This window comes from Nocardia salmonicida NBRC 13393 (genome assembly GCF_001613085.1).
GTDB classification, from domain to species: Bacteria; Actinomycetota; Actinomycetes; order Mycobacteriales; family Mycobacteriaceae; genus Nocardia; species Nocardia salmonicida.
Genome location: NZ_BDBR01000004.1, coordinates 288,028 through 314,100, shown reverse-complemented (window position 1 = coordinate 314,100; position 26,073 = coordinate 288,028). Strand labels below are relative to the sequence as shown.

16 protein-coding genes are annotated in these 26,073 nt (G+C 66.7%); 6 read left to right on the top strand and 10 right to left on the bottom strand.

All coding sequences use genetic code 11. The features are described 5' to 3' along the window. Positions 1-28 precede the first annotated feature (28 nt). The 5 genes from NS1_RS05455 to NS1_RS05435 form a co-directional block, all read right to left on the bottom strand. On the bottom strand, positions 29-1,291 hold the full coding sequence (locus NS1_RS05455; protein ID WP_062982190.1) for an FAD-dependent oxidoreductase: 1,263 nt from the start codon (positions 1,289-1,291) through the stop codon (positions 29-31). Continuing rightward, a complete protein-coding gene (locus NS1_RS05450) occupies positions 1,288-6,732 on the bottom strand; it encodes a type I polyketide synthase (protein ID WP_062982188.1) in 5,445 nt (1,814 codons plus the stop codon). Before NS1_RS05450 ends, NS1_RS05455 begins: the two co-directional genes overlap by 4 nt. A gap of 33 nt (positions 6,733-6,765) precedes the next feature. Beyond that, the gene (locus NS1_RS05445) at positions 6,766-8,919 is read right to left on the bottom strand and encodes an AMP-binding protein (protein ID WP_063816074.1); all 2,154 of its coding nucleotides are present in this window, start codon (positions 8,917-8,919) and stop codon (positions 6,766-6,768) included. Between the two features lie 25 nt (positions 8,920-8,944). Then, the gene (locus tag NS1_RS05440; protein WP_062982185.1) at positions 8,945-9,850 is read right to left on the bottom strand and encodes a menaquinone biosynthetic enzyme MqnA/MqnD family protein; all 906 of its coding nucleotides are present in this window, start codon (positions 9,848-9,850) and stop codon (positions 8,945-8,947) included. A gap of 70 nt (positions 9,851-9,920) precedes the next feature. Continuing rightward, the gene (locus tag NS1_RS05435; RefSeq protein ID WP_062982183.1) at positions 9,921-11,891 is read right to left on the bottom strand and encodes a helix-turn-helix transcriptional regulator; all 1,971 of its coding nucleotides are present in this window, start codon (positions 11,889-11,891) and stop codon (positions 9,921-9,923) included. Between the two features lie 460 nt (positions 11,892-12,351). On the opposite strand from NS1_RS05435, the gene NS1_RS05430 reads away from it, so the two are divergent. Next, positions 12,352-13,125 (top strand): thioesterase II family protein, encoded by a 774-nt coding sequence (locus NS1_RS05430; protein ID WP_062982181.1) that lies wholly within the window; start codon positions 12,352-12,354, stop codon positions 13,123-13,125. 98 nt (positions 13,126-13,223) lie between these two features. On the opposite strand, the gene NS1_RS05425 is transcribed toward NS1_RS05430, so the two are convergent. From NS1_RS05425 to abc-f, 5 genes are all read right to left on the bottom strand, one after another. After that, complete coding sequence (locus NS1_RS05425) at positions 13,224-14,681, bottom strand: FAD-binding protein (RefSeq protein ID WP_063816073.1); 1,458 nt, start codon at positions 14,679-14,681, stop codon at positions 13,224-13,226. A gap of 531 nt (positions 14,682-15,212) precedes the next feature. Further along, complete coding sequence (locus NS1_RS05420) at positions 15,213-15,677, bottom strand: pyridoxamine 5'-phosphate oxidase family protein (protein ID WP_084503538.1); 465 nt, start codon at positions 15,675-15,677, stop codon at positions 15,213-15,215. Positions 15,678-15,748: 71 nt separating this feature from the next. After that, positions 15,749-17,230, bottom strand: coding sequence for an FAD-dependent oxidoreductase (locus NS1_RS05415; RefSeq protein ID WP_062982175.1), 1,482 nt, complete (start codon positions 17,228-17,230; stop codon positions 15,749-15,751). A 241-nt stretch (positions 17,231-17,471) separates the two neighbouring features. Further along, the gene (locus NS1_RS05410) at positions 17,472-18,227 is read right to left on the bottom strand and encodes a dienelactone hydrolase family protein (protein WP_255284431.1); all 756 of its coding nucleotides are present in this window, start codon (positions 18,225-18,227) and stop codon (positions 17,472-17,474) included. A 578-nt stretch (positions 18,228-18,805) separates the two neighbouring features. Beyond that, positions 18,806-20,479: a ribosomal protection-like ABC-F family protein gene (gene abc-f / locus NS1_RS05400; protein ID WP_062982172.1), complete on the bottom strand. Its 1,674-nt coding sequence runs from the start codon at positions 20,477-20,479 to the stop codon at positions 18,806-18,808. A gap of 209 nt (positions 20,480-20,688) precedes the next feature. Here abc-f and NS1_RS05395 point away from each other — a divergent pair, with 209 nt between their 5' ends. The 5 genes from NS1_RS05395 to NS1_RS05375 all read left to right on the top strand — a co-directional run bounded on the left by NS1_RS05395 (position 20,689) and on the right by NS1_RS05375 (position 26,011). Beyond that, positions 20,689-22,473, top strand: coding sequence for an N-acyl-D-amino-acid deacylase family protein (locus NS1_RS05395; RefSeq protein WP_062982376.1), 1,785 nt, complete (start codon positions 20,689-20,691; stop codon positions 22,471-22,473). Then, complete coding sequence (locus NS1_RS05390) at positions 22,470-23,075, top strand: TetR/AcrR family transcriptional regulator (RefSeq protein ID WP_062982170.1); 606 nt, start codon at positions 22,470-22,472, stop codon at positions 23,073-23,075. The genes NS1_RS05395 and NS1_RS05390 overlap by 4 nt, the downstream gene beginning before the upstream one ends. Further along, a complete protein-coding gene (locus NS1_RS05385; protein WP_169812747.1) occupies positions 23,072-23,905 on the top strand; it encodes an alpha/beta fold hydrolase in 834 nt (277 codons plus the stop codon). The genes NS1_RS05390 and NS1_RS05385 overlap by 4 nt, the downstream gene beginning before the upstream one ends. A 298-nt stretch (positions 23,906-24,203) precedes the next feature. Then, positions 24,204-25,382: a ThiF family adenylyltransferase gene (locus tag NS1_RS05380; RefSeq protein ID WP_218019898.1), complete on the top strand. Its 1,179-nt coding sequence runs from the start codon at positions 24,204-24,206 to the stop codon at positions 25,380-25,382. Then, positions 25,379-26,011, top strand: a complete 633-nt coding sequence (locus NS1_RS05375) for a GNAT family N-acetyltransferase (protein ID WP_084503514.1) — start codon at positions 25,379-25,381, stop codon at positions 26,009-26,011. Before NS1_RS05380 ends, NS1_RS05375 begins: the two co-directional genes overlap by 4 nt. The last annotated feature ends 62 nt before the right edge of the window (positions 26,012-26,073 follow it).

Here is a 26,073-nt window from a genome sequence, read left to right as displayed (position 1 = left end):
GGCCTGTCACCAGGCCCCGTTTCTCGTATCAGCGGGAATCTATCGTGGGCAGGTAGGCGCCCTGGTGGATGAGATGTTTCTGGACCGCGCCGACGGCGAGCGCCGTTGTGCGGTCGGCGTAGACCGCCGCGGCGATGCCCGCGGCGTGCCCGGTGGCGAACGCGGTGCCCATCACCCGCAGTGACGCCCCGGCGAGGCGGTCGGCGTCGACGACGCGGCCCGCGGCGAACAGGTTGACGGTGTCGATGCTCTGGAGCACGCCGAACGGGATGTCGTAGAAGCCGTCGTCGTCGATGAACTCCCACTGCGGAAGGACACCGGCGCCGGGGTGGTATTCGATCGGCCAGGCGCCGAGGGCGATGGCGTCCTCGGACCGGGCGCCGCTGCGGACCTGGTCCACTGTCAGCTGATAGGTGCCGACGACGTGGCGTGACTCCCTGGTACCGATCTCGGGGCCGGTGCTCACGATGTAGGCGCGCTCCCATCCCGGGACGGCGCGCAGCGCGGTGAGATAGTCGCGCGCCTGGATCCGCGCGTGGGTCTGCGCGCGGGCCAGCTGCCCCACGTCGCGGGCGTCGTATCCTTCGTCGACCACATAGGTGATGACGTCACCCGACACCGGCAGGCGCGCGACGAGTCCGCGTTCGGCCAGCAGCGGAGCGCCGCCGGATTTGGCGGCCCGGATGGCCGCCGACAGTGTGTCGCGGGCGATGTCGGCGTCCGCCGCGATACCACCGAATCGGACACCGAGCGTGCCGTTCTGGACGATTCCGTCGTTGCCGTAGCGCACCGTGGCGCCGCTGAACGTCGCCAGATCGGCCTCGCCGGTCGCATCGACGAACGCGGCCGCGCTGATCTGGCGAACACCCTGATGATCGGCGACGCGAATCGACATGATCTCGCCGGCGCCACGATCGGCGGCGACGAGCTGGCTGTCGAGATGGACCTCGACGCCTGCCTCCGCGCAGATCTCGTCGAGGACGACTTTCACCGCTTCCGGATCGAAAACGACGGCGACCGAAGTGAATCGGGTCGGCGGGGTCACCGCGTCCATCGCCCGCAGGCCGGCCAACACCTCGTCGGCGATGCCGAACACCACCTGCTGCGGCGGGTCCGACCTGGTGTAGATCCCGCAGTAGGTGAGCACATTGCGCAGCGTGGCCGCCCCGCCGAGGCACGGACCGCGTTCCACCAGCAGTGTTCTCGCGCCCGCCCGGCCGGCGCCGACGGCGGCGGCAACCCCGGCGGATCCGCCACCGACCACGACGACGTCGTATTCCTGATCGTTCACGCTACGGTCCTGTCGTTGTCGCCGCGAGCCATCCGGATCAGCTCGGCCGCCGACATCGCCGCGATCGCGGCGGTGCCGGGGTCGGCCACTTCGGCGAAGCGGTCGGGGGCGGTCGGTTCGTGGCTCGCCGGTTCGTCGGCCAGCCGCAACACCGAATCGAGCAATCCGACCTCGCGTAGTCGCTGGATCGGAATCCGTGCCAGTGTCGCGCGCACGGCATCATCGGAAAGTCCTGTTGTGGAAGGGATCTCGGCCTCGAGACGTTCCTCGAGATGAGCGGCCACGTCATCCGGTGTCGGATAGTCGAAGACCAGGGTGGCGGGCAGGCGCAAGCCGGTCGCCGCACCCAACCGGGTGCGCAACTCCATTCCGGTGAGCGAGTCGAAACCGAGTTCCTTGAACGAGCGGTCGGCGTCGACAGTCGAGTCCGCGGCGTGGCCGAGGACGGTCGCGATGTTGTCGCGCACCAGATCTCGCACGTATTCGCGGCGGCTGTCGGTGTCCATCACAGCGATTCGGGCGGACAGGTCGGCCGGATCGGTGGCGCCGGTGTCGTGGCGCCGGGTGGCGCCCGCGCCGATATCGGTGCGCCGACGCGGGCGGATCAGGTCGCGCAACGGCGGTGGCGCACCGGCCGGATCGAGCGCGCCGGCCTCGAGTGCGCCCGCGGCCAGGAAGGTCTCCTCGCGCTCGCACGCCGCGTCGAACAGGCGCAGCCCCTCGGTGTCGGACAGCGCGACGATGCCGGTGCGCGCCAGACGGGCGTGATCGGTGGCGTCGAGGTGGCCGGTGATGCCGGTTTGACGGGCCCACAGCCCCCAGGCCAGCGCCGTCGCGGGCAGCCCTTCGGCGCGGCGTTGACCGGCGAGGGCGTCCAGGTAGGCGTTCGCGGCCGCGTAGTTGCCCTGACCGGCCGCGCCCAGGACGCTCGCGACCGAGGAGAACAGCACGAAAGCGGTCAGATTCAGCTCGCGGGTGGCGTTGTGCAGGTTCCATGCTCCGTCCACCTTGGGACGCAGCACCCGCTCGAACTGCTCGGGGGTCAGCGTGTCGACCACACCGTCGTCGACCACACCGGCCGCGTGCACCACCGCGATGAGCGGGTGCTCGGCCGGGATCGTCGCGATCGCCTCGGCCAGGGCGGCACTGTCGGTGACGTCGCAGGCAGCCGTGCTGACCTGGACCCCACGGGCCGTCAGCTCGGCGGTGTCGATGGCGCCGCGGCTCACCAGCAGCAGATGCCGGACCCCGTGCTCGTCGGCGAGGTGTCGTGCGACCAGCCCACCGAGGCCGCCGCTCGCACCGGTGATGAGCACGGTTCCCTCGGGGTTCCATACCGATGCGCGCTGGTCGGACTCGGCCGCGCGCCGCTGCGCGGGAACCAGTCGTGGCGCGAGGAATCGGTCGGCGCGGACCGCGATCTGGGGTTCGCCGTAGGGCAGGGTGGCCGGTTCGCCGTCCAGCACGTCGACCAGGACGAACCGGCCAGGATGCTCGGTCTGCGCCGAGCGCACCAGGCCCCAGACCGCAGCGCCGCCCGGATCGCCCACGGTCTCCGCGTCGACGGCGACAGCGCCGCGGGTACGGATGGTCAGGACGGCGGATTCCTCCTCGGCCAGCCATGATCGCAGCCGGTCCAGGGTCGCGGTCAGCGCGACGCGAACCCCGGCCGGCGTCGGGTCGCTCGCGGGCACATCGAACCAGGTCGGCGCCGCGCCGGTGATGTCGGCGGTGCGTCCCTGCGCCGGGCGGGCGGTACCGGGCAGTTCCACCCAGGAGAGCCCGAACAGCGAGTCGACGGTGCGTCCGTTCGCCGACCCGGCCTCGAGCATCTTCGGGTCGACGGTCCGCAGCACCAGTGCCGCCGCCGACAGCACCGGGCGATCGGCGGTGTCGAGGATTTCGACGGTCGAATGATCGTCGACGATGCTCAGCCGGGCACGCAGCGGACCTGGCCCCGGCACGCGATGCAGTCGAATACCCCGCCAGGAGAAGGGAAGTCGCGTTCGCTCGGCGTCCACCGAGGCGAGCGGGTGCAGTGCGGCATCCAGGATCGCCGGATGGACGCGGTGTCCGTCGCTGTCCAGCTCGGGTGCGAGCACCACGTCGGCGAACAGGTCGTCACCGCGCGTGAACAGCGCGGTGGCGCGGAAGGTCGACCCGTAGTGGAAACCGGCCGCCGCGAGTTCCCGGTAGCGCGCGTCGACGTCGATCGGCACCGCGCCCGTGGGCGGCCAATCGCGCACCGCTGTGGGACCGGTCGAATCGTGTACCGGGCCGTCGGCGCCGAGGGTGGCCTCCACGTGGCGCGTCCACGGATCCGCCGCGTCGTCGCCGACGCGGGAGTGGATGGTCAGCGATCGGGTGCCGTCGGGCTCGGGCGCACCGACCACGGCCTGCAACGACAGCGTCGCGTGCGCGGGCACGATCAACGGCGCCACCACCGTGAGTTCGTCGACGGAGCCGAGCTCGTCCTGGCCGCACCAGCTCGCGGCGAACAGCGCAATGTCGACGAAGGCGGTCGCGGGCAGCAGCGCGGCGCCGTGGATGACGTGGTCGTCGATCCACGGGCAGCCCTCGCGCGACAACGACCCGGAGAACAACACCGCGTCGTCGGCCAGCGTCATCGCGCGGTCGAGCAGCCGGTGCCCGGTCGTGGTGGCGCCGGGCAGCTCGTCCGAGCCCGCGTCGAGCCAGTACCGGCGACGTTGGAAGGCGTGCGTCGGCAGCGGCACCGGATCGGCGCCGGTGGGTTCGGGGTACCAGTCGACCGGTGTTCCGGCCGCGAAGACGGTCGCGAGGCCGGCGATCACCGCGTCGGTCTCGTCGCGACGTCCCGGCAGCAGCGGCGCTGTGGTCACGCCGGTCTGTCCGGTGAACGCCTCCCTGGCCAGTGCCGTCAGGGTGGTTCCCGGTCCGATCTCGAGGAACATGCGCACGTCGCGATCGGCGTGCAGGCCGGTGATCCCGTCGTAGAAGCGCACCGGCTGACGAACCTGCGCGGCCCAATACTCGGGCGTGCACAGCACCTCCGGATCGGCCACCGCGCCGGTCACGTCGGACACGAGGGAGATCCGGGGCGGGTGGTATTCGAGGCGACGGCACACCTCGGTGAACTCGGCGAGCATCGGATCCATCAGCGGTGAATGGAACGCGTGCGCCACCTGGAGTCGTTTCGTGCGGCGGCCCAAGGTCTCCAAGGTGGCCGCGATCTCGTCCACCGCCGTGTCGGTGCCGGAGAGCACCACCGCGGCCGTGCCGTTGATCGCCGCCACCGATACCGTGTGTTCGCGGCCGACCAGCAGCGGCGCCACCTTGTGTTCCCCGGCCGCCACCGCGAGCATCGCGCCGCGGCCGGGTAGGCGGTCCATCATGCGCCCGCGCGCGACCACCAGCTCTGCCGCGTCGGCCAGGCTCCACACGCCGGCCAGATAGGCGGCGGTCAGTTCGCCGATGGAATGGCCGATCAGGAAATCGGGTCGCAGACCGAAGGATTCGGCCAACCGGTAGAGCGCCACTTCCACCGTGAACAATGCGGCCTGGGTGTAGCTGGTGCGGTCGAGGCGCTGCGCGGGCGCGGTGCCGGGCTCGGCGAAGATCACGTCGGCCAGACCGATGCCGTCGAAGCGCCGATCGAATTCGGCGCATATCTCGTCGAAAGCCGCTGCGTAGGTAGGACTTGTCGCATAGAGCGTGCGAGTCATGCCGTTGCGCTGGGCGCCCTGGCCGGGGAACATCACCGCGATCCGACCTTCGTGGGCGACGCCGCGCACGACACTGGGGGATTCGCCGCCGACCGCCAAGGTGTCCAAGCCGGCCAGCAACTCGCCGCGGTCGCGTCCGAAGATCACGGCGCGGTGGGCGAATATCGACCGGGTGGCGGTGAGCGCGCGCCCGGTCGGGGTGGGGGCGAGGTCAGGTCGCGCGCGGACCCACTGTGCGAGCCGTCCCGCCTGGTCGGCGAGGGCCGCGTCGGACTTGGCCGACACGACCCACGTCGCCAGCGGCGAGGCTTGCTCCCGTGCGGCCGGTGTCGAATTCAACTGTGCCGGTTCGGTTTCCGGTGCCTGCTCCACGATGACGTGGGCGTTGGTCCCGCTGATCCCGAACGACGACACCCCACCGCGCCGTGGTCTGCCGGTCTGCGGCCACGCCCGGCTCTCGGTGATGGGCTGTACGGCGCCATCCGCCCAGTCGACGTGCGGTGTCGGGGCGTCGACGTGCAGCGTGGCGGGCACTGTCGCGTGCTGGATCGCCATGATGGTCTTGATCACGCCCGCGACGCCCGCTGCCGCCTGGGTATGTCCGAGGTTCGATTTCACAGATCCCAGCCACAGCGGCTCGGCATCGCGTTCCCCGCCGAACACATCGAGTAGGGCGCGGACCTCGATGGGATCGCCGAGGGTGGTACCGGTGCCGTGTCCATCGAGCATGTCGATGTCGCCGGGCTGTATACCCGCGGCGCTCAGCGCCTGCCGGATCACGCGCTGCTGAGCGGCCCCGTTCGGCACCGTGAGTCCGGTGGAGGCGCCGTCGGAATTCACCGCGGATCCGCGCAACACCGCCCGTACCTGATGGCCGTTGCGGATCGCGTCGGAAAGACGTTCCAGGACCAGGATGCCGACACCTTCGGAGAATCCGGTGCCGTCCGCGCCTGCCGCGTACGCCTTGCAGCGACCGTCACGGGCGAGGCCCCGCTGGCGACTGAATTCTACGAAGCTCGACGGGCTCGACATCACGGTAACCCCGCCCGCCAGTGCCAGTTCGCACTCGCCGCCGCGCAACGCCCCGATCGCCTGGTGCATCGCCACCAGCGACGAGGAGCACGCCGTGTCCACTGTCACCGTGGGCCCGGTGAACCCGTAGACGTAGGACAGCCGACCCGACAACACACCGCTCGCGCTACCGGTGCCGAGTTGGGCTTCCAGCTCGACGGGCACGGTGCGCAGCCTGCTCGCGTAATCGTGGTACATCGCGCCGACGTACACACCGCATTCGCTGCCGCGCAGCTGCGTCGGGTCGAGGCCCGCGTGTTCGAGCGCTTCCCACGACACCTCGAGCAGCAGCCGTTGCTGCGGATCCATCGCCAGTGCCTCGCGTGGTGCGATGCCGAAGAAGCCGGCGTCGAAATCAAGGGCGTCGTCGAGGAATCCGCCGGTGCGGGCATAGACGGTGCCGGGATGATCGGGATCGTCGTCGAACAGCGAATCCAGTCGCCAGCCGCGGTCATCGGGGAAATCCGACACCACATCGGCGCCGGAGTTCACCAAGTCCCACAGGTCGTCCGGCGATTGGATGCCACCGGGATAGCGGCAGCCGATGCCGACGACGGCGATCGGTTCGCTGCGTGCGGCTTCCAACCGGTGCAGGTCGTTTCTGGTCTGCAGTAGTGCGCTGGCAGTGCGCCGCAGATAGTGCCGCAGCGTTGTCTCGTCGGTCATCGACAGGTACCTCTCAGGCCGGGATCGGGGTACTCAGACCGATCCGAGTTCAGCGTCGAGCAGGGTGAACAATTCGGAATCGGATGCTTCGGCTACGGGGTCTGGTCGGGTCATCGTGGCTTCGGTCGTCGCGAGACGATTGAGCGAACTACGCAGCCGGGTGCGAAGTTCGGTGCGCAGCGCGTCACTCGGCGGGTCCTGCCGGACCACCCGCTCGAACTCGGTCAGATGCTCGAGGGCAGGGAAGCGGCGGACTTCGGCGGCCAGTTGGGTTTGCAGGTGCTTCACCAGGGCGCCGACCGTCGCGTGGTCGAAGACCACAGTGGTCGGCAGACGCCGACCCAGCGCGACGCCGAGCCCGCGGCTCAGCTCGACCGCCGCGAGTGAACTCAACCCGAGGTCGTCGAAGCGGTCCTGTGCCGTGAGCGTGGCGGGCGCGGCGTGCAGGGTGCGGGCGATGCTCGCGGTCACCAGATCGAAGACCGCGCGGCGCTGTTCGTCGGGCGGCAGGGAAGCCAGGGTTCGCAATCCGCCCGCGCGCGGCTCCGATGCGGTGCCGGCTGTTCGCGCGGGCCCGCCCGCTGCCGCTTCGCTGAAGCGGTGTTCGTCGCCATCGGCGAGCACGGCGCGAATATCGACCTTGTCGATCTTGCCCATCGCGTTGCGGGGGATCTTTTCGGCGTGTACCACGCGGGTCGGCAGTTTGTACCGGGCCAGCTCGGTTCGGGCGAAGCGGCGCAGTTCGACCAAGCTCGGCTCGATCCCCTTCTGGCACAGCACGATCGCGACGACACTCTCACCCTCGTGCGGGTCGGGCACGCCGACCACCGCCACATCGACGATGCCGGGGAAGCGGGCGAGTACCTGCTCGACTTCGGCGGAGTACACGTTGTCCCCGCCCACGATGATCATGTCCTTGAGCCGGTCGACTAGGTAGAGGCAGCCGTCGTCGTCGAGATAACCCACGTCACCGGTGTGGAACCAGCCATCCGCGTCGAACGAGGCGGCGGTGGCGACATCGTTGTTGCGGTAGCCCCCTGCCACGGTCGGACCGCGCAGGCACACCTCGCCGCGGGCGCCCGGCTCGTCGAGAACATTTCGGCTCGTCGGGTCGATCACCCGGATCTCGGTGTAGGGCAACGGCAGTCCTGCCGAGGCAGGCGCCGTCGCGGCCTGTTGGGCGGGCAGACAGGTCGCGAACAAGGTCTCGGTCAGGCCGTATGCCTGTTGCAGGGTGACGCCGCGGTCGAGGTAGCGGCCGATGAGTTCGGCGTGTGCCGGGGCTCCTGCGGTGACAGCGGTGCGCAGCGCCGACAGGTCGGCGTCGGCGAATTCGGGTACCGCGGCCGCCGCCGCGAACATCGCGGGTACCGCGAACACCGTGTTGACCCGGTAGTCGACGAGGTCTGCCAGCAGATGCGTCGGCTCGAAGTCGCGGCGCAGCACCACCGTTCCGCCGCGCAGCAGGGTGCGCAAGGTGAAGCAGCCGAACGGCGCGGTGTGGAACAGCGGTGCCACCACCAAGGTGATGTCCCCAGGCATCGCGGGTGCGACCATGTCCAGGTTCACGCCGTTCCACCAGAGGTTGCCGTGGGTGAGTTCCACGCCCTTGGGGCGGCCGGTGGTGCCCGAGGTGTAGGTGAGCATCGCGACCCGGTCCGCGTCGCAGCGCAGTGGGGTCGACCGGTCGTCGGCGAATTCCTCGGAGGGTGTGCGGTCGGCGAAGGCGGGGGAAGTGGCCGGTCCGTCGAGAACCGGATCGCCGGGCGCCCACAGCAGCCGCACCCGGTCGTTCTCTGTCTCGGCCAGTGCTTCGGCCACGATCTGGCGATGGCCGGGCTCCACGATCAGCGCATGTGGGGCGCAGTCATCGAGAATCAGCGCGAGCTCCGGCGATGTCAGCCGCGAGTTCACCGGCACGAAAACCGCACCGATCCGAGCCGCGGCCAGGAAGGTGGTCAGAAAGGCGAGGCTATTGCCGCCGAGATAGCCGATCCGCTCGCCTTCCACCGCACCGCTGTCCGACAGCGTGGCGGCCAATCGCCTGGACTGTGCCGCGACCACGGCATAGCTGTAGGTAGCGCCCTCGTACACCACCGCGACCTGTTTGCCGCGATTCCTGGCCAGCTCGTCGACGCGCGCGGCCGGACTCAGATCGCTGCTGAATGGTGACCCGTGAAATGGCATCACTATCTCCTTCGTCGGTCTCGGCTCAGGCCGAATCGAGCAGCGTCGTAAAAACATCCACCGGAAAGCCCGCCGCGGGGCCGCCCACCCGCGCCGCGAACTCGGCGATGCCGGCGAGGTGTCGTGGGCCGAGTCCGAAGTCGAGTGCGTCGGTGTAGTACCGGCGCAGGGTGGAGGCGTCGAACTCCTCCCAGTGAGCCAGGCGTTCGCAGAGCTCGTCCATCTCTGACATGGCGATGTCGCGGGCGGCGAGCAGGTCGGCGTGGACGCGGCGCACGGTTTCTGGTTCTCGCTCGACGAAGTCGCGCCGGGCCGCGATCACCGCGAACACGAAGGGCAGTCCGGTCCAGTCCCGCCACATCTGCCCGAGGTCGTGCACCAGCAGTCCTGCGGCGGGAGCGTCGAACAGCGCGGCGCGCAAGGCCATGTCACCGATCAGCACCGCCGCGGGCGCCTGCGCCAGCATTGTTTCCAGGTTCGGCGGACTCACGAAATACTCGGGCTGGACCCCGACATGTTCCGAGAGGAGTAGTTTCGTCAGCCGCACCGAGGTCCTGCTGGTGGAGGTGAGCGCGACGCGTTCGCCGTCGAGCTGATCGAGCGGAATCTTGCTCACGATCAGACAGGACATGACCGGGCCGTCGCAGCCGATCGCGATGTCGGGCAACATCACGAGTTGGTCGGAGTGGCTCAGGAACTCCATCAGGCTGATGGGACCCATGTCGAGATCGTCGGCGACCAGTGCGTCGCTGAGGTTCTCCGGCGTGTCGCGGACTAGATCCAGATCGATGAGATTGCCTGTGCGAGCGAGCCCCCAGAGGATCGGCAGCCAGTTCAGGAACTCGATGTGCCCGACTCGTGGCCGTCGCTGACCGGGGGATCGACGGCGGGGGGACCGGTTTGTCGAGCCGGCACCGGAGATTGTGCGCATGACCTCACTGTCGCGTCATCGGTGATGCGTGCAAACCCCTATGCGTCCCCTAATGGGCTTGTTACCGGTCCTAGCTGGCTTCCGATTCGATCGTCCACTGCGCCGGATCACCCAGCACCATCATCAGATCGGCGCGTCGATGCACTCCGACTTTGCGGTAGATCCGGGTCAGGTGTTGTTCGACTGTGCTCTGCGTGATGTGCAGCTCGCGCGCCACGTCGCGGTTGCGGCTGCCCGTCGCGACCAGCCTGGCGACCTTGAGTTCGGCCGGGCTGAGTGTCTCGGTGGTCCGGTCCGTTCGTTCGGTCTCGAGGAGCGGACCCGGGCCGTTCGTCGTCCCGGCCAATCGACGTTGCAGGGGTTCGGCGCCGCACTGCTCGGCCAGGAGCTGTGCGCGTCGCGTCGCGGCCCGCGCCCGGTCACGCTCGCCGAGCGAGCGATAGGTCTGCGCGAGATCGGCCAGCGCCGTCGCCAGTTCGAAGGTGTCGTTGCCCGCCGACGCGATATCGACGGAGAGGCGTCGCAATTCCAGGTGCCGTTCGCACAGGTCGGTGGCGGCGATCAGCCGCAGCGACACCCCGCCGCTCGAATGCTTGGTGACGGACCCGAGGTGCGTCAAGTGCGCCAGCGCCCAATAGTGGGCGCCATGGCGGTCGCCCTGTGCCAGCGAGACCATGGCCAGGTCGTTACGCCAGGCCATCAGACCGGGGATGTCCATGTTCCATCGCTGCATCCGACCGCCGCAGGCCGCGAAGTCCGCGTAGGCCTGTTCGTAGTTGCTCGTGGCCAGCATGTACTGGCCGCGCGCGCGCAGCCACGGCAGCGCGACCCGTGAGTTCAGGACGGTCTCCGGTAGTTCGATGTCGAGGTAGCCTGCCGCTTCCTGATAGCGGCCCGCCGCGGTCAACGCGGAGACCAGTGCGGCCACTGCCAGGCCGACATAGTTGCCCAGGTTCTCGTCGCGCACCCGAACCAGCGCGCCGTCGCCGAGCGCGATCGTCGCCTCCAGCTTGCCTTCTCGCAGCAGGATCGCCGACCGCCAGATCGCGAAGATGGAACGCCAGGCAGGTGCCCGCCGCGCGGTCGCCTCCAGCATCAACGCCTCGCACCAATACCCGGCCACATCGAGCCGATCGATGTAGATCAGCGCATCGAGGGCCATCAGCAACGCGCCCAATGTCGTGTCGTCGAGCCGGTGTTCGCGGATCAGCCGCTCCGCCCGCGCGACGATGGAGTCGGACGCGCCGTTCGCGAAGACATCGAGCAGCAGCCGAGCTGCTTCCTCGTCGGGTTCGGCCCAACCCTGCTGCGGGAACAGCGCGGAGTCTTCCTGGAACTGCGCGCGCAGCAGAACCGCGGGCGAATCCGCAGAGTGGTTGTCGCGGATCTCGAGCAGCCCCGGATAGTTGCACGACAGCCATTCCTGCATGGCGCCGCGCGCCGCGACGCCGGATTCCTCACCTGCGGAGGCCGCGTCGTCGAGCATCCGCAGAGCGATGCGGGCTTCACCGAGTCGGCCGTGCCAGAGCAGATAGCGCGCCGTTGTCGGGAGACACTGCACCGGGATCGCCCCGTTGCGCAATGCGGTGACAAGCCGCGCGAAGCTGCGGTTCGCCGTAGACGGATTCAGCCGCCAGCGTACGACCGCGATGATCAGCAGGATTACCGCGCCCTCGCTCCCGTCGCGGGTCAGCCGCCAGGCGAGCTCGAGGTAGTCGATCGCCTTGGAGACTTGGTCCTCGGCGATGGCGGCCGCGGCCGCTCGACGCAGAACCGGTACGGCCCAAGGGAATCGGATGTCGTCGGCGCCCAGTAGCTGGTCGGCGACCCGCACATCCGGCGCTTCGCGATCGTGCAGCACCTCCGCCGCTCGGTGGCGTAGCCGTTTCCGTGTCGACAACGGTGTCTCACGGAGCACCGCTTCGCGCAAATCGCGGCGCCGAAACTCTGTGTAGGCAATGAGTTTCGCGTCGGTCAGCTCACCGATGACCGCGCGTAGCGACTCGATGTCGATGGCGAGGATCTGAGCCAGGATCGGCAATGAGACAGCCTCGTCGAGTACTGCGAGTAACTGGGCGACTTGAAATTGTCGCGGTCCGCCTTTTCGTAGTTCTGCCAATACGGCTGCCGCTGGTCGCGGCCACTGCACCGAACTTTCCCCTGGGTCTTTCGATGTTGACCCTGCGCTGCTTCCGATAACGCTCAACGTGGCGACCCCCGATAGCTGTTCGTGAGCCTTGCTCACGAAAATCGATCTCGAACCATCGTGGACAACATCGTCCCTTGGATGACGATAGCGGCACCCGAGGGCTTTTGTTAACGGAGGATCCGGCGGCGGTGGTATGTGAGCGAAAGTAATAAAGCTGTGAAAGGTCTTGTCTCCCAACACTTCCCGGGATCATCCTAGGTGTGATTCACGCCGCTCCAGCGGGCATGTGAGGCGCCTGCGTTCTATCGTGATGGTTCGACTACATCGACCACGACATACGGACGCGCTGACTATGGCAGGTACACGAAGCATCGACAGTGTGTGGATTCGTCGCTACCGGGAGGCTGATGGTGGTGCGCCACAACTGATCTGTCTGCCGCACGCGGGCGGCAGTGCGCCCTACTACCTCCCGATGGCCCGCGCGTTGGCGCCGCGGCACGAGGTCATGGCTATCCAATATCCCGGCCGCCAGGATCGCTTCCGCGAGCCCGGCCTCGAGACCGTCGACGACCTAGCTGACCAGATCTTCCCGGTGCTACAGCGCAACGTTGCAGACGATTTCGCCTTATTCGGACACAGTTTGGGCGCTACCCTCGCCTTCGAGCTGGCCCGTCGCTTCCATGCGGCGGACATGATTCCACGTGTGACGTTCGTCTCAGGTCGACCGGCGCCCTCTCGGCATCGGTTCGGCTGCACCGTTCACCTCGCGTCAGCGGCCGGAATCGTCGCCGAGGTCCGCTCGCTCAGCGGGACCGACGATCGGATCCTCGACGACCCCGAGGTGCTGGCCATGGCGCTACCCGCCCTCCGTAGCGACTACAAGGCCGCCGAGACTTACGATTACCGCCCCGGTCCCGCACTGACCTCTCCGATCCACGCGATGATCGGGGACGCGGACCCGATGGTGACCGAGGATGAGGCGCGGGCGTGGGCCGACCACACCACCGCACCGTTCACCCTTGACGTCTACCGCGGCGGCCACTTCTACCTCGCCGAGCACGGCGGCCAGATCATGCGCACGATCGCCGACCGTCTCAGCGGCCACCACCCCGTCGTCGCAGACTGAGAAACCTCGGCACCAGCCGCGGACGCCAACGATGTGAATGCAGTAAGCGTCCGTTCAGCAATACTCCAGGTTCCGCTCGCGACAACTACTTCCCGTCGTCAGGCGCCGGCGAACATGTCGACGCCGATACCGAGGATCGACTTGGGATCGTAACGACGCTTGCGGGCGAGCAGTTCGGGCCAGCGGTCGCCGTATTCGGCCGCCCAGTCCGCCGTGGTGAAGTCTTGGGAGTCGGCCGCGTATCGGACGCCGCCGAGTGCGCGTGCCCGCTCGTACATCTGGCGATTGCGGGTCAGCCAGTACTCGACGTAGGCGGGGTCGGGGCCCGGATGCAGCGAGGTCCGCAGCACGCTCAGCGTGTGGTAGATATCGCTGCCGTCCGGGTCGGGCAGCCGGAACATCGGGTTGGACACTCGGGATCGCCGCACCGTTTTCAGGTCGATCACGCCGAGACCCATGATCTCGGGTGTCCATTCGGGAAATTCCGCGGCGATGAATTCCGCGGCGACCGAGTCGGGCAGCATCACGTCGAACCAGGGCTTGAGCAGTTGGTCGTAGCCGAGGTTCGAGAATGGATCGACCAGGGCGTCGCTGCGGAGCAGATACGGCAACCAGTCGTAGTCCTCCTGGATCGCCAGCACACCGGGGACGGTCCCGCCGCGCAGATAATGTCCGCCATCGGGTTCGGCACCGGGTTCGAAATACTTCGCGACCGTCACCAGCCGCACCGGGCCGGTGGACCCCGGCAGCCATTCCGAGTGCACCTCGTCGAGTTCACCGCGCAGGGTGAACAGGCGGGTGTCGGTGACATGATCGGCGTTGGAGATGTAGTTGAATCGCCACTCCCGCACCCGCGTCGGCGCGGGGATCAGCGGGATGGTGGCGCGAACGATCACGCCGAACTGACCCAGACCGCCCAGCACCGCCTCGAACAGATCCCGGTTCCGGGTCGCGGAACAGGTGCGCAGGGTGCCGGTGCCGTCGACGATGTCGAGCTCGAGCACGTTGTCGGTCTGCAGCCCGAAATGGACGTTGGCGCCCGCGCCGCCGACCGAGAGGGTGCCACCCACAGTCAATTTGGTGATCGTGGTGATCACCGGCGGCGTGCGTCGACGCGCGTTGTACGTCGCGACGGCCAGGTCGCCCCAGAAGATCCCCGGATCCACGACGACGTGGTCGTCGGACATCTCGTGAATCGCGGTCAACGAACGGGTCTCGATCGCGAGCCCGTCGGTCAGGGACTGGCCGTGGGTGGCGTGGCCGTCACCGCGCGCGCTCACCGGGATCCCCCGCTGACAGCAGAACTGGATCATCTTCTGGATGTCTGTGGCCGAGCCGGGACGCAGGACGGCCGCGGGTATCCTGGTGACGATCTGGCCGCGGTCGGTGGACATACTGGCGCGTGCGCCGTTGTCCAGGAGAAGTTCGCCGTCCAGCTCCGGCACATTGTCGAACGGGGATTGCGCCGCGGCGGTGCCGTGGGTGATCCACTGGCCGGCCACGATGTCGAAGCCGATCACCGCGGCGGTGACCGCGAGCATACGACGTCGACTCATACCGCTACGGTCGGGATTCGGTTCGGTCGAGTAAATCTCGGACAATCCAGCTCTCCGTATCGCGAATACGTTGCCTACCAACGTGATACGGACATCACAGGCGACAGCCGATGCCGTCGCCACCCCTAGCCGACCCCTACCTCGGCGCACCTCCCGATGGCGGGGTCCGGACAAGTGGAACCCGCGCCAAGTGGTCGCAGGTGAGGGCTACGGCCGGCGGGACGACCACGGCTTCGCTGTCGCTGCGCACCAGTACGCTCGATTCCGGGTGTCCGCGCGGTGTTCGGATCGAGCTGATCCGCCTTGATCACGCGGACACCGTTGTGCTGTAGTCGGGAACTCTGTGTTCGGCGAAAGGTCGGCCGGGTTCTCCTAGTTCTGATCGTTCAGATGGTGATGGAACGACGTACGCAACGCCGTGATTTCTGTGTGAGTTCGATGCGTTGGAGCCAGTTGATCGCAGGGGAAACCGCGATCATGGACTGTAGCGTCGGATCTTGGGCAGCGGGCGCTACCGCAGCGAACGGTGCCCTACTCCGAAGGCGACTGTCGCACATTCGAGAAGGGAGTCTGCCACGCAGCCGGGTCCACAACGGGAAACCGGCGACCGGTCACCACGGTGGGTACGAGTCGAATGAAGAAGTCCTTTGCCCCGGCCTGCCACGGAAAGAGGGGCAGATCTACGGTATCCATCACCTCGCCGATCTCACGGATCCCTTCGGCACGACCTTTGACTACCACGCTCCAGGCTTCGTGAGACCCAGAAATGTAGCCGTCGACTTCCAGCGCGACGGGTGCGTCCGACAACGCGGCCGACATCTTGGTACCCCGCGCGGATCGAAACACAATGGTTCCGTGATCGACCGCGTAATTGAGGGGGAAAATGTCCGGATGGTCCTCCACCCACACCGCGAGGCGACCTACCTCCCCGTCGCGGAGTAACGCCCAGCACTCGTCGACAGCGAGTTCCTTGACACTCGGATCGTCGATCCCCATCATTTCCGCCTTCCTGTCAGCGTTGTTTCGCGCATCCTCGTGGACTGGTCCACAGGCTGAAATTCTTCGAGCTACACCGGGATCGGACCGCAGCGTACATCGAATCGTGTGCGCACAGTGTCCAGGGTTTGCCGGAGGTGCTCGCGTCCGCGGCGATGGGTGAGCAGGAACCGCGTCGTTCCGATCATGCGGCGCGGCAGCGGGTACCAGCGATCGAGATCGAATCCGCAACCGAGGAACACTGTGTTCGGGACGCTGTCGACGACGAGGCTGAGGTTGTGCATGGCCAGGGAGCCGAGCACATACGGAAGTGCCGCACTCGACTTCGTCCGTAGGTCCAGTGCGTCGAGTTCGTACAGCGGGACTTCCCTGAGCTTGTCCAAGAACAGTAGATGGGTCAAGAAGTAGCCCATGTAGGACGTCAGATGGAATGTCGCGGAGCGCGGCTGCACCGAGACGACCGCACCGCTGCCGGAAACGTAGGGCTCGTAGGGCGGTGGCGGGTCGCCGCGCAGCAGATATCCGGTGCAGTTCACTATCCAGCTGCCCGGTTGAATCTTCTTCGCCGATCCGCTGCGGAACACCAAGTCGATATCGCCGTCGCGGTCGACGGCATCGACGACGTGATCCATGATCACCTCGTTCAGGCCGTCGGCAATCGTCTTGTTCTCCGATTCGGACAGCAAGCCCAGCAGGTAGTTGCCTGTGGTGGGGGTCAACCACGTGCCGTAGGTCGTGCGAAACCAGGTCGCGACATCGGTCTCGTTGGTCCCGTCGAAGCGCCGACCCAACTCCCGGAAAACGCCGGATGCCAGCGCGCCGCCCCACCATCGTCGTCCGCCGGCCGGGAACAGGCGGTCACGGTCGGAAAAGAACGTGCCTGAACCTGCCACGAGGTTCACTTCCCGACCGGGGTATTCCGTGATCAGCGTGTGAGCGGTGTCCATCGCGGTCTTCCCCCCGCCCACGATCCACACGGGGGCGTCGCTCGCCCGCATCTCGTCCCTCCGCATATCGCAGAAGTCGGGTGACACCGACACGATGCGTGCGCTGGAAATCTCGAGCGGGTCGTTGGGCACAATCCCGAATCCGATGGCTTTGATCAGTCGCTTCGCCTCGACAACCATGAGCCGGCCATCCGAGGACTTGCAGGTGAGGCGAACAGTCCCGGCGGACTCCTCCTGTGAATCCAACGCCCAGCCGAAGTACTCCTCCACCTGAACTCGTTGTCTGACAATCTCGAGGCAGTGTTCGAAGTGGGCGAGCACCTCGTCCTTGGTTGCCAGGTAGGAGCGATCCTGGTCAAGTGTCCACTTGATGTTTCCGGCGGTGAAAAGGCCGTGCGGTTGGTGCAGTCGAACGTAGGCATAGGTGTCGACCCACATACCGCCGGAACGATCGCGGCGATCGACCAGGATGATCTTCTGCGAGCGAGACAGGTATCGACTGGCGACGAACAAGGCATTGACCCCGGCGATGCCGGCTCCGACAACGCAGACGTCGCAGCGCTCTATCCGAACGGACGTCTCGGCTGACGCTACGCCATCTGTCACCGCAACCTCCTGGAGAGCCTCGAAATTCAGCCAGAGTGGGCTCTAGTGACGTCACGCTCCAGCGCGTCTTGGTTGCGACCAGTTGATTCTCAGTCGATCTTCCTCGTAGCCGGCACGAATGTCACCGATGGTTCGCTGCGCTAAGAGCTTCTATCAGGTGTCGGTCGATGCGCCTGGCGCGACCCGACCAACTTGTCGCCGGAGCCGTCGGCCAGGCTCGTCGGGCGTCTTCGATAGAGATTCAGCGCAGGACGCGCGTGAACAGGTCGGTCAGTTCGGTCCAGTGCCGGGCATCTGCCTCGGCGTTGTAGACATCGGTGTCGGATTGGGTGAAGCCGTGGTGGGCGCCGGGATACACCTCGGTGCGAAAGGTGGTGCCCGAGGCGGTGAAGGCGGCGTCGAGTCGGTCGATCTGTTCCGGTGGGAGGCCGGGGTCGGCGTCGGCGTGCGCGAGGTAGACCTCAGCGGAGATTCGGTCGACCACGGTGTGTGGACTGGTGGGGTCCTCGGTAGCCAGTCTGCCGCCGTGGAAGCCGGCCACCGCGGCTACGCGGTCGGGGTAGGCGGCGGCGGTGTGCAGTGCGTTGCGCACGCCCATGCAGTATCCGGACAGTCCCACCGGATTGCCGGTGGTCAAGGGGGAATCGGCCAGCCACGACAGATACGCCTCGGCGTCCGCGACAACGAGTTCGGGTGTCAACGCGGTCAGCAGCGGGCGCAGTGCGCCGAAGATCTCGCCGCGTCGGTCGGCCCCGATGAAGTCGGGAAGCTCGATTACCGGTGCGGAACCGTTGCGGTAGAACATATTCGGAACGAGCACGGTGAAGCCGAGGGCCGCGAGGCGTTCGGCGTCACGGCGGACCACCGGCCGCAGCCCGAACGCGTCGGAGAACACCAGAACCGCGGGGTGTGGAGCGTTGTCGTCGGGGTAGGCGAGGAAGGCATCGGCCTTGCCGTCGGCCGTAGCCACATCGAGGGTGAGCGTGTGCACCGCCACGGCGGAACCTCCTGAGCGCATCGAGTTGGGCACACCCTACTTTTCGCACGGCAGTGATTCGGCGCTCGAGCCGGTCGGGACCGGCATCTGTGCACGCAGCGAATTCGGCGCAGCGCAAGCACATCGCGGTGGAGACCGAGCGGCTGGCGAATCGCCGCTGCCTGTTCCCGTGCCGCGCTGATCGACGTGGCGAAGAGGTCGGCCAAGATGGCGGAATGTCTGGTGTGAAGTTCGTGCGACGCGTCGTGGGTTGACCTATGAGTTCGTCCGCGAGGGGGACGCGTACGGGTTCCCGTCGTATAGGCGGGTCGACCTCGATATTTGGTGTCGCCGACTGCCCGACTTCGGTTGGGTGGTGTGCGACGCGGCCGATGAGGTATCGAGCCGCCCGTTCGACGAACCCGGGCAAGGCGAGCTTCCTCCCGAGGGCGTGTGGGTGAGCCGCAAGGGCGAACGATCCTATGTTTACGACCTCGTGCGCGCCGATCCTCGAGCGGCAACCGGTTCCGAAATTCGTTAGGGCTGCTCGGTTTTCAGCATCGCCGAGAGAACGTCGCAGCGGCACCCGGCCGGCGACTTCACCGAATACCCGCACCACCTCGTAGTCCGGCACGTCGTTCGTCGACGCCAGAATCGGGGACTGTGGTCCGGGCTGTTGCTGCCTGTAAGGCAAGGTGGGTGCCTTCCCAGCGGCTGCGCAGTCGCCGGTCGTGGCTGACGACGACGATGGCTCCCGGGAAATGGGCGAGCGCGGTTTCCAACTCCTCGACCAGACCGGGCGACAGGTGGTTGGTCGGCTCGTCGAGGAGCAGCACGTCGACGGGTTCGGTGACCAGGCGCGCCAGAGCGAGGCGCTGGCGCTGGCCGGTGGACAGGTCCTCGACTCGTGTCGTGAACTGCGAGACGTCGAACAGGCCGAGTGAGAGCAGTTGGTTGCCGTGGAATTCTGGGTCACCCGGGCGATCGCGCGCGAAGGCGACGAACATCATGCGTCCGCGGACGGCGGGCGGTGGTTCCTGCGCGAGGTAGCCGATCTTGCCGGTCCGGGCGACGGTGCCGGTGTCGGGTGCGAGTTGACCGGCCAGCACGCGTAGCAGGGTGGTCTTGCCCGCGCCGTTCGGGCCGGTGATCAGCAGGCGGTCGCCCGCGGCGAGCGTCAGGCTGGTCGGTTCGAGTCTGCCCGCGACGGAGATGTCGGTGGCCTCGAGCCCGGTCCCAGCTCCGCCGGCGGTCGCCAGGGTGGGCGCGAATCGTAGGGGTTGCGGCGGTGCAGGCACCGGGTCGGCGAGCAGGCGCCGCAGCCGTTCCTGCGCGTTGCGCACCCGGCTGGCCACTGATTGCTGCACCCGTCCACCGGCTCGGCTGTAAGCCATCTTGTTGTTGTCAGCCATCGCCCGGCCCGGTGCGACCCTGCGGGCGGTGGTGTCGGCGGCCTCGCGGAATCGTTCGGTATCGGCCAGCCACTGCGCGTGCGCCTGCACCCATCGTGCTCGCTCGGCTGCCTTTTCCGCCAGGAATCCTGGGTAACCGTCGCTGTAGCGGACGACGCGCTGCCGGTCCGCGTCGACCTCCAGCAGGCTGGTTGTCACCCGTTCGAGGAAGGCCCGGTCATGGGAGACCGCCACCGTCGTGCCGCGCCGTGCGATCAGATGGTCTTCGAGCCAGGTCAGGGCGACGTCGTCGAGGTGGTTGGTCGGTTCGTCCAGCAACAGCAGTTCCGGAGCTGCCGCCAGCACCGCGGCCAGGCGCAGTCGGACCTGCTCACCGCCCGACAGCTCGCCGATCGTGCGGTCGCGATCTACCAGGCTCAATCCCAGTCCGTGGAAAGCCTGTTCCACTCGCGCGTCGGCGTCGTAGCCGCCGTGAAGTTCGAAAAGTAGTGTCAGATCACCGTATTCGTCGATTCCGGACTCGTCGCCGTCGGCCATCGCGATCTCGAGGCGGCGCATCTGGGCTTCGACCGCTCGCAGCTCGGTGAGGGCTCGGTCGATGAGCTGCTGCACAGTGAGGTGCTGGGGGAGTTGCTCGTCTTGCGCGAGGTAGCCGATGCCACCCTCGGCGTGGACGATGATCTCGCCGCTGTCGGGCTGCACCCGCCCGGCGAACAACCGCAGCAGGGTGGTCTTGCCGGAGCCGTTTTCGCCGATGATCCCGGTGCGCTCGCCGACGTCGAGCGAACATGTCACATCCGTGAGAACGGGATCGCCGTCGAACGACTTACTGACCGCGAGCGCGGTGATCTGAGTTGGCATGGCACTCTCCGAAGCATTCGAGGACGACGCGGTCAGGGGACTGCGTGGCCGGGTGAAAAGCTCGGAAGAACAATCGGGCAACCTCGCTCGCGTACGACAACTGTCGCACCACGGTAGCAAGACGACGATGGCCTGGTCGTAGCGAACCCAAAAGGTTGCGAGTGCTCGCTATCTAAGTTAGCGTGCAGGGAATCTATGACGGAGGTCACATGAACGCTCACCTCTTCGACGTGATCATCAGCGGTGGCACGGTGTACGACGGGAGTGGCGGCCCCGGCGTCGTGCGCCACGTGGGGATTCGCGACGGTGTCGTCTGTGCCCTCTCCGTGGAACCTCTCGATTCCTCCGCTGCCGGAGAAGTGATCGACGCGACCGGCCAGTGGGTGATGCCCGGCTTCGTGGACGTCCACACCCATTACGACGCCGAGGTTCTCGTCAGCCCCGGGCTCAAAGAGTCTGTCCGACACGGTGTTACCACCGTCATGCTCGGCAACTGCTCGCTGTCGACCATCTACAGCACCGCCGTGGACATCGCCGATCTGTTCTCACGCGTGGAGGCGTTGCCGCGAGATCACGTCCTCAAAGCTGTCGATACCGCGAAAACATGGTCCGGGCCGCAGGAGTATATCGAATCCCTCGAGCGTCTGCCGCTGGGACCGAATGTCGCCTTGCTCGTGGGGCACTCCGACTTGCGCGCGCACGTCATGGGACTCGATCGGTCGACCGATCGTCGCCAGAAGCCCACCGGTGCGGAATCTCGGGCGATGGCCGAGGCGTTGAGCGAAGCCCTGGACGCGGGAATGCTCGGTATGTCGACGATGACCAATCCATGGGACAAGCTGGACGGCGATCGATATCGTTCGAGGTCGCTGCCGTCGTCCTATGCCAGATGGAGCGAGTTCCGTCGGTTGCACAAGATCCTGCGCAAGCGAGGACGACTGTTGCAGAGCATCCCGAATCTCAACACCAAATACGACATGATCTTCTTCCTCGGCGCCGCAACAGGTCTCGGCCGCGAGTCGTTGAAGGTGTCGTTGCTGGCCGCGGCCGATCCCAAGGCGTCGCCGTGGATCCATCGGATCTTCGGACCGATCGCGGCCGCTGTCAACGGCCCGGGCCGAGGTCAGTTCCGATGGCAGCATCTGCCCACGCCGTTCGACGTCTACTCCGACGGCATCGACCTGGTGGTGTTCGAAGAATTCGGCTCCGGCCGGGCGGCACTGCACCTGCGCGACGAGTTGGAGCGCAACGAACTTCTGTCCGACGAAGCGTATCGACGATGGTTCCGCGCCGACTTCGAAAAGAAGTTCAGCTCACGGGTCTGGCACCGCGACTTCGCGGATGTGCAGATAACCGAATGCCCCGACGGTTCGCTCGTGGGCAAGACGGTCGCCGATATCGCGAAATCTCGTGATATCCACGTCGTCGATGCCTTCCTCGATCTGGTGGTCGAGCATGGACGCGCATTGCGCTGGCACACCACCATCGCCAACTATCGGCCCCGAGCCATGGACCGACTGATCAACGCGCCCGGTGTAACCGTCGGATTCTCCGACGCGGGTGCGCATCTGCGCAATATGGCGTTCTACAACTTCGGTATCCGGCTGCTCCACCGTGTGAAAAGCGCGCGAGGTGAACGGAATCCGTTCATGAGCGTGGAGAAGGCGGTGCACAAGCTCACCGGTGAACTCGGCGATTTCTACGGCGTCGACGCCGGGCATCTGCGGCTCGGTGGACGTGCCGATGTGGTGATCATCGATCCCGCGGGCCTCGATGACGACGTCACCGCCTATCACGAGGAGATCATGCCCGAGTTCGGCGGCCTCAGCCGCATGGTCAACCGCAATGATCGAGCGGTGACGGCGACGTTGATAGCCGGCAAGATCGCCTATCGACAGGGGCAGTTCGCGCCGTGGTTCGGTGTGTCCGAACGTGCCGGTCGATACCTGCGGGCCGGCGCCGACGACTCCATCGCCGTCACGGTGAACACGTGAGTCGAACCCAGCAGCAACGTCGCACCGAAACCATCGGCAATCTGATCGACGCCACTATCGATTCGCTGTGCGAAAAAGGTTATGCCGCAACGACAGTCAGCGAGATCGTCGCGCGGGCAGGGGTGTCCTCCGGGGCGCTGTTCCGCCATTTCCCCACGCGACTCGACCTTTTGGTGGCAGCAGCAGAAGAGGTCCGTTCTCGGCAGTTCACCGAATTCCGCGCCGGACTGAGCGGACTCGGCACCGATTCCATCGACCACTGCCTCACACTGCTTCGAGCGGCATGCCGTGCTCCGATCAACGGGGCGTGGTACGAGCTACTCATCGCCGCCCGCAGCGACCCCGCGCTCCGGGAACGGCTGACGCCGTTCACCATTCGGTACCACGAGCAGATCGCACAGTTGGCGAGGACATTGCCGTTCGCGGCCACCATCGCTGCGGAGCGCTTGGATACCGTCATCTTCAGCGTGGTCTACCTCCTCGACGGAGAAGCCCTCGCCGCCGTGGTCCATCCTGACCCCGGGCAAGACGAGCTGCGGCTCACGGTGATCGCGAATCTGCTCCGGGCCGAGGCCGCGAATCAGGAATTCGTCAGCGCGTGACACGGTGGACAGTGCGAACCGATGGCGCCACGATCGCCGTCTTCGAATACGGGAATCCGGACGCCGAGAACACCGTGCTGCTCGCGCACGGGTACCCGGATGATCATCGACTGTTCCTGCCGATGATCGATGCTCTCGGCGATCGGGTGCGAATCATCGCCTACGACACGCGAGGCGGCGGCGATACCGTGGTCGACGGTCCCGACTCCCTGCGCTCGTTCACCCTGCCGCGACTGGCCGAAGATGTCTTTGCCGTGGTGGATTCGATTCCGGCCCAACGAACTCCGATCCACGTCTTCGCCCACGACTGGGGCTCTGTGCAGATGTGGGAGGCGATGTCCGCACCTCGCGCGGCATCGACCTTCGCTTCGTATACCTCAGTCTCCGGGCCGAGCCTGGATCATCTACGTCAGCTGGCGAGGGCCCGCGCTGTCGTGCTGTCCCGCTGGCCGTCGGTGATTTCGCAGCTCGCGCGTTCCTGGTATATCTGGGGCTTCCATGTTCCCGTTCTTTCGCGGCGAATCCCCAGACTGCTCGCGGCCGCCGGATACTTCGAGGACGCACCGCCGCGATCGCCGGAGAATCAGCGACGGGGCATCGCGCTCTATCGCGCGAACGTCGTCGCACGGCTTGTGGGTGGACCCGCATCGGTCTGCGCTGTCCCCACTACGATCGTGGCCCCACGCCGGGATCGATTCCTGGCTCCAGACCTCACTGACGCTGTGCACGACTGGGTCAGCGACGTCGAGGTCGTCGCTGTGGATGCGGGACATTGGTGGCCCTACTCCCACCCGGGCGAAGCGGCGCAATTGCTGCTGTCGCGCATGTAACGCCCGCTCGGGGAATCCTTCGTCCTATCGCCGCCGTCGCTGTCTGGTTCGGATCCTGCCGGTCCTGGAATCGATGCTTGCGGGATTATTGCGAGACTGAGGAAGGGTGCTCGAGCGGTCGCCTCTCATGCCGACCGAATTGGTCGTAGTCCCATTTCGGCTGGGGTATTTTCGCGCCATGCCGCTGGACCGAAGGTCGATTTGCTGAAGGTGTGCTGTGTGTATCCTTTGCGCGTCCTGGTCGACAGAGACGAGCGAGTGACCGTTCGTCTCATGAGGTTCGGAGGTTTGTGCATACATGGTTCGGCATCGCTCGGTTCCGCGTCCGAAAGTACTCACGCCCGGCGCTGCAACATCACATTTCCTTCCCGTGCTGCTCGATGCGTCGAGCCCGGAAGGACTGCGTGATCTGGAAGCGTTGGCAGCGTCGAGTTCTGTGAGTGCCGTGCACGACACGATCGAAGATCAGCTCGACGAACTGATCCGCTGCGAGGAGCCCGCGGTCGCGCATTCGACGGGTTCGCTGGCAGCGGCGCGTCGTCGGATCTGTGGTGGGACTCCGCTGTGGCAGTGGGGAACGTGGGTGTTCTATCCGTGGAACGGCCGGTTGGTACATGTGCTGCCGCGCGAGGGTTTTCAGCGGGTGCGGACCGATCGGAATCGCAACAAGATCGACCGAGCGCAGCAGCGAGATCTGCGCGAGCGGCGGATCGGGGTGGTCGGGCTGTCGGTGGGCAACAGTGCGGCAGTGACGCTGGCGATGGAGGGGGTCGGCGGATCGTTCCGATTGGCCGACTTCGACAACCTCGGGCTGTCGAATCTGAACCGGCTGCGGGCCGGGGTGGGTGATCTCGGGGTTTCCAAGGCTGTGCTGGCGGCGCGTCAGATGTTCGAGATCGACCCCTATCTCGACATCGAGGTGTTCACGGACGGGTTGACCGAGGAATCGATCGGACCGTTCTTCGACGGCGTGAGCGGCACCCGGCCGCTGGACCTGGTGGTGGAGGAATGCGACACGGTATGGGCGAAAGTCGCTGTCCGTGAGTACGCGCGGCGCCGCGCCGTCCCAGTACTGATGGACACCAACGATCGCGGCTTGCTGGATGTGGAGCGTTTCGATCGTGAACCCCATCGCCCGCTGTTCCACGGCCGCACCGGCGGGTCGACCTCCGCCGATGTCGCGAGGATGAACCGGGGCGAGCGGCTGTCGTTTCTGCTGGCAGTGGTCGACGAGCCGCGGCTGAGTCCGGCGATGCGCGACGCTGTCGGTGAGATCGGCCGGAGCCTGTCCAGCTGGCCTCAACTCGCCTCCGGGGTGATGCTCGGCGGCGCCTTGGTGGCGGACACGGCTCGCCGGATCCTGCTCGGCGAGCTGATCCCGTCGGGGCGAACCTATGTCGACCTCGACGAGCTCGTACCCGCGGTAGGTCCACGGGTTGCTCCGGCATGCGTGCGGGCGATGGAGGAAGTCCGTTGACGATCGACCTGCGCAACGTGGAACTGGTCGGCGCGCGGCTGCGGTTGCGTGATCTGCGTGCCGGTGATCTCGGCGTCTATCAGCGGATTTTCACCGACCCGCACCTGACCCGATATATGGGCACCGACAGCATGGGTGTCCGGGCGGCCGCGACGTCGTTCGATGCCGCCCTGCGCTCCCGCGGCGAGAGTCCGCGGCGCAGGTACACGCTGGCGATCACCGCACCCGGTGAGGACGCCATGGTCGGCACCATCGGTCTGCTGGTAGAGGATTTCGGCAGCAACGCGATGATCGGCGGTCTGGTCGTGGTTCCGGAAGGGGCGCTGCGGGCGGGTGGTATCGAGGCGGGGCGGCTCTTGGCGGCATTCGCCTTCGGGCCGCTCGGGATTCACCGGGTATGGGCGGGGCACCGGCACGATCATCCGGTGATGGACACGGTGATGTCGGGAGTGGGCTTGACGCCGGAGGCGCGGCTGCGGCAGCTCTACCGAACCCAGGGTCGGTGGCGCGATGTGTGCACCTATGCGGCTTTGCGGCCGGAATGGGCTGCGACGGCGACACCTGCCGAACGTCGAATCCTGACGTTACGGCCTACCGCGGCAAAGGAACACGCCATCGTGGGTCGGTGAAGTCGGTGCGCAATCCCTACCGAATCGGGCTCCGGGCGCGCCGGAGCGCGATAACATCGCCG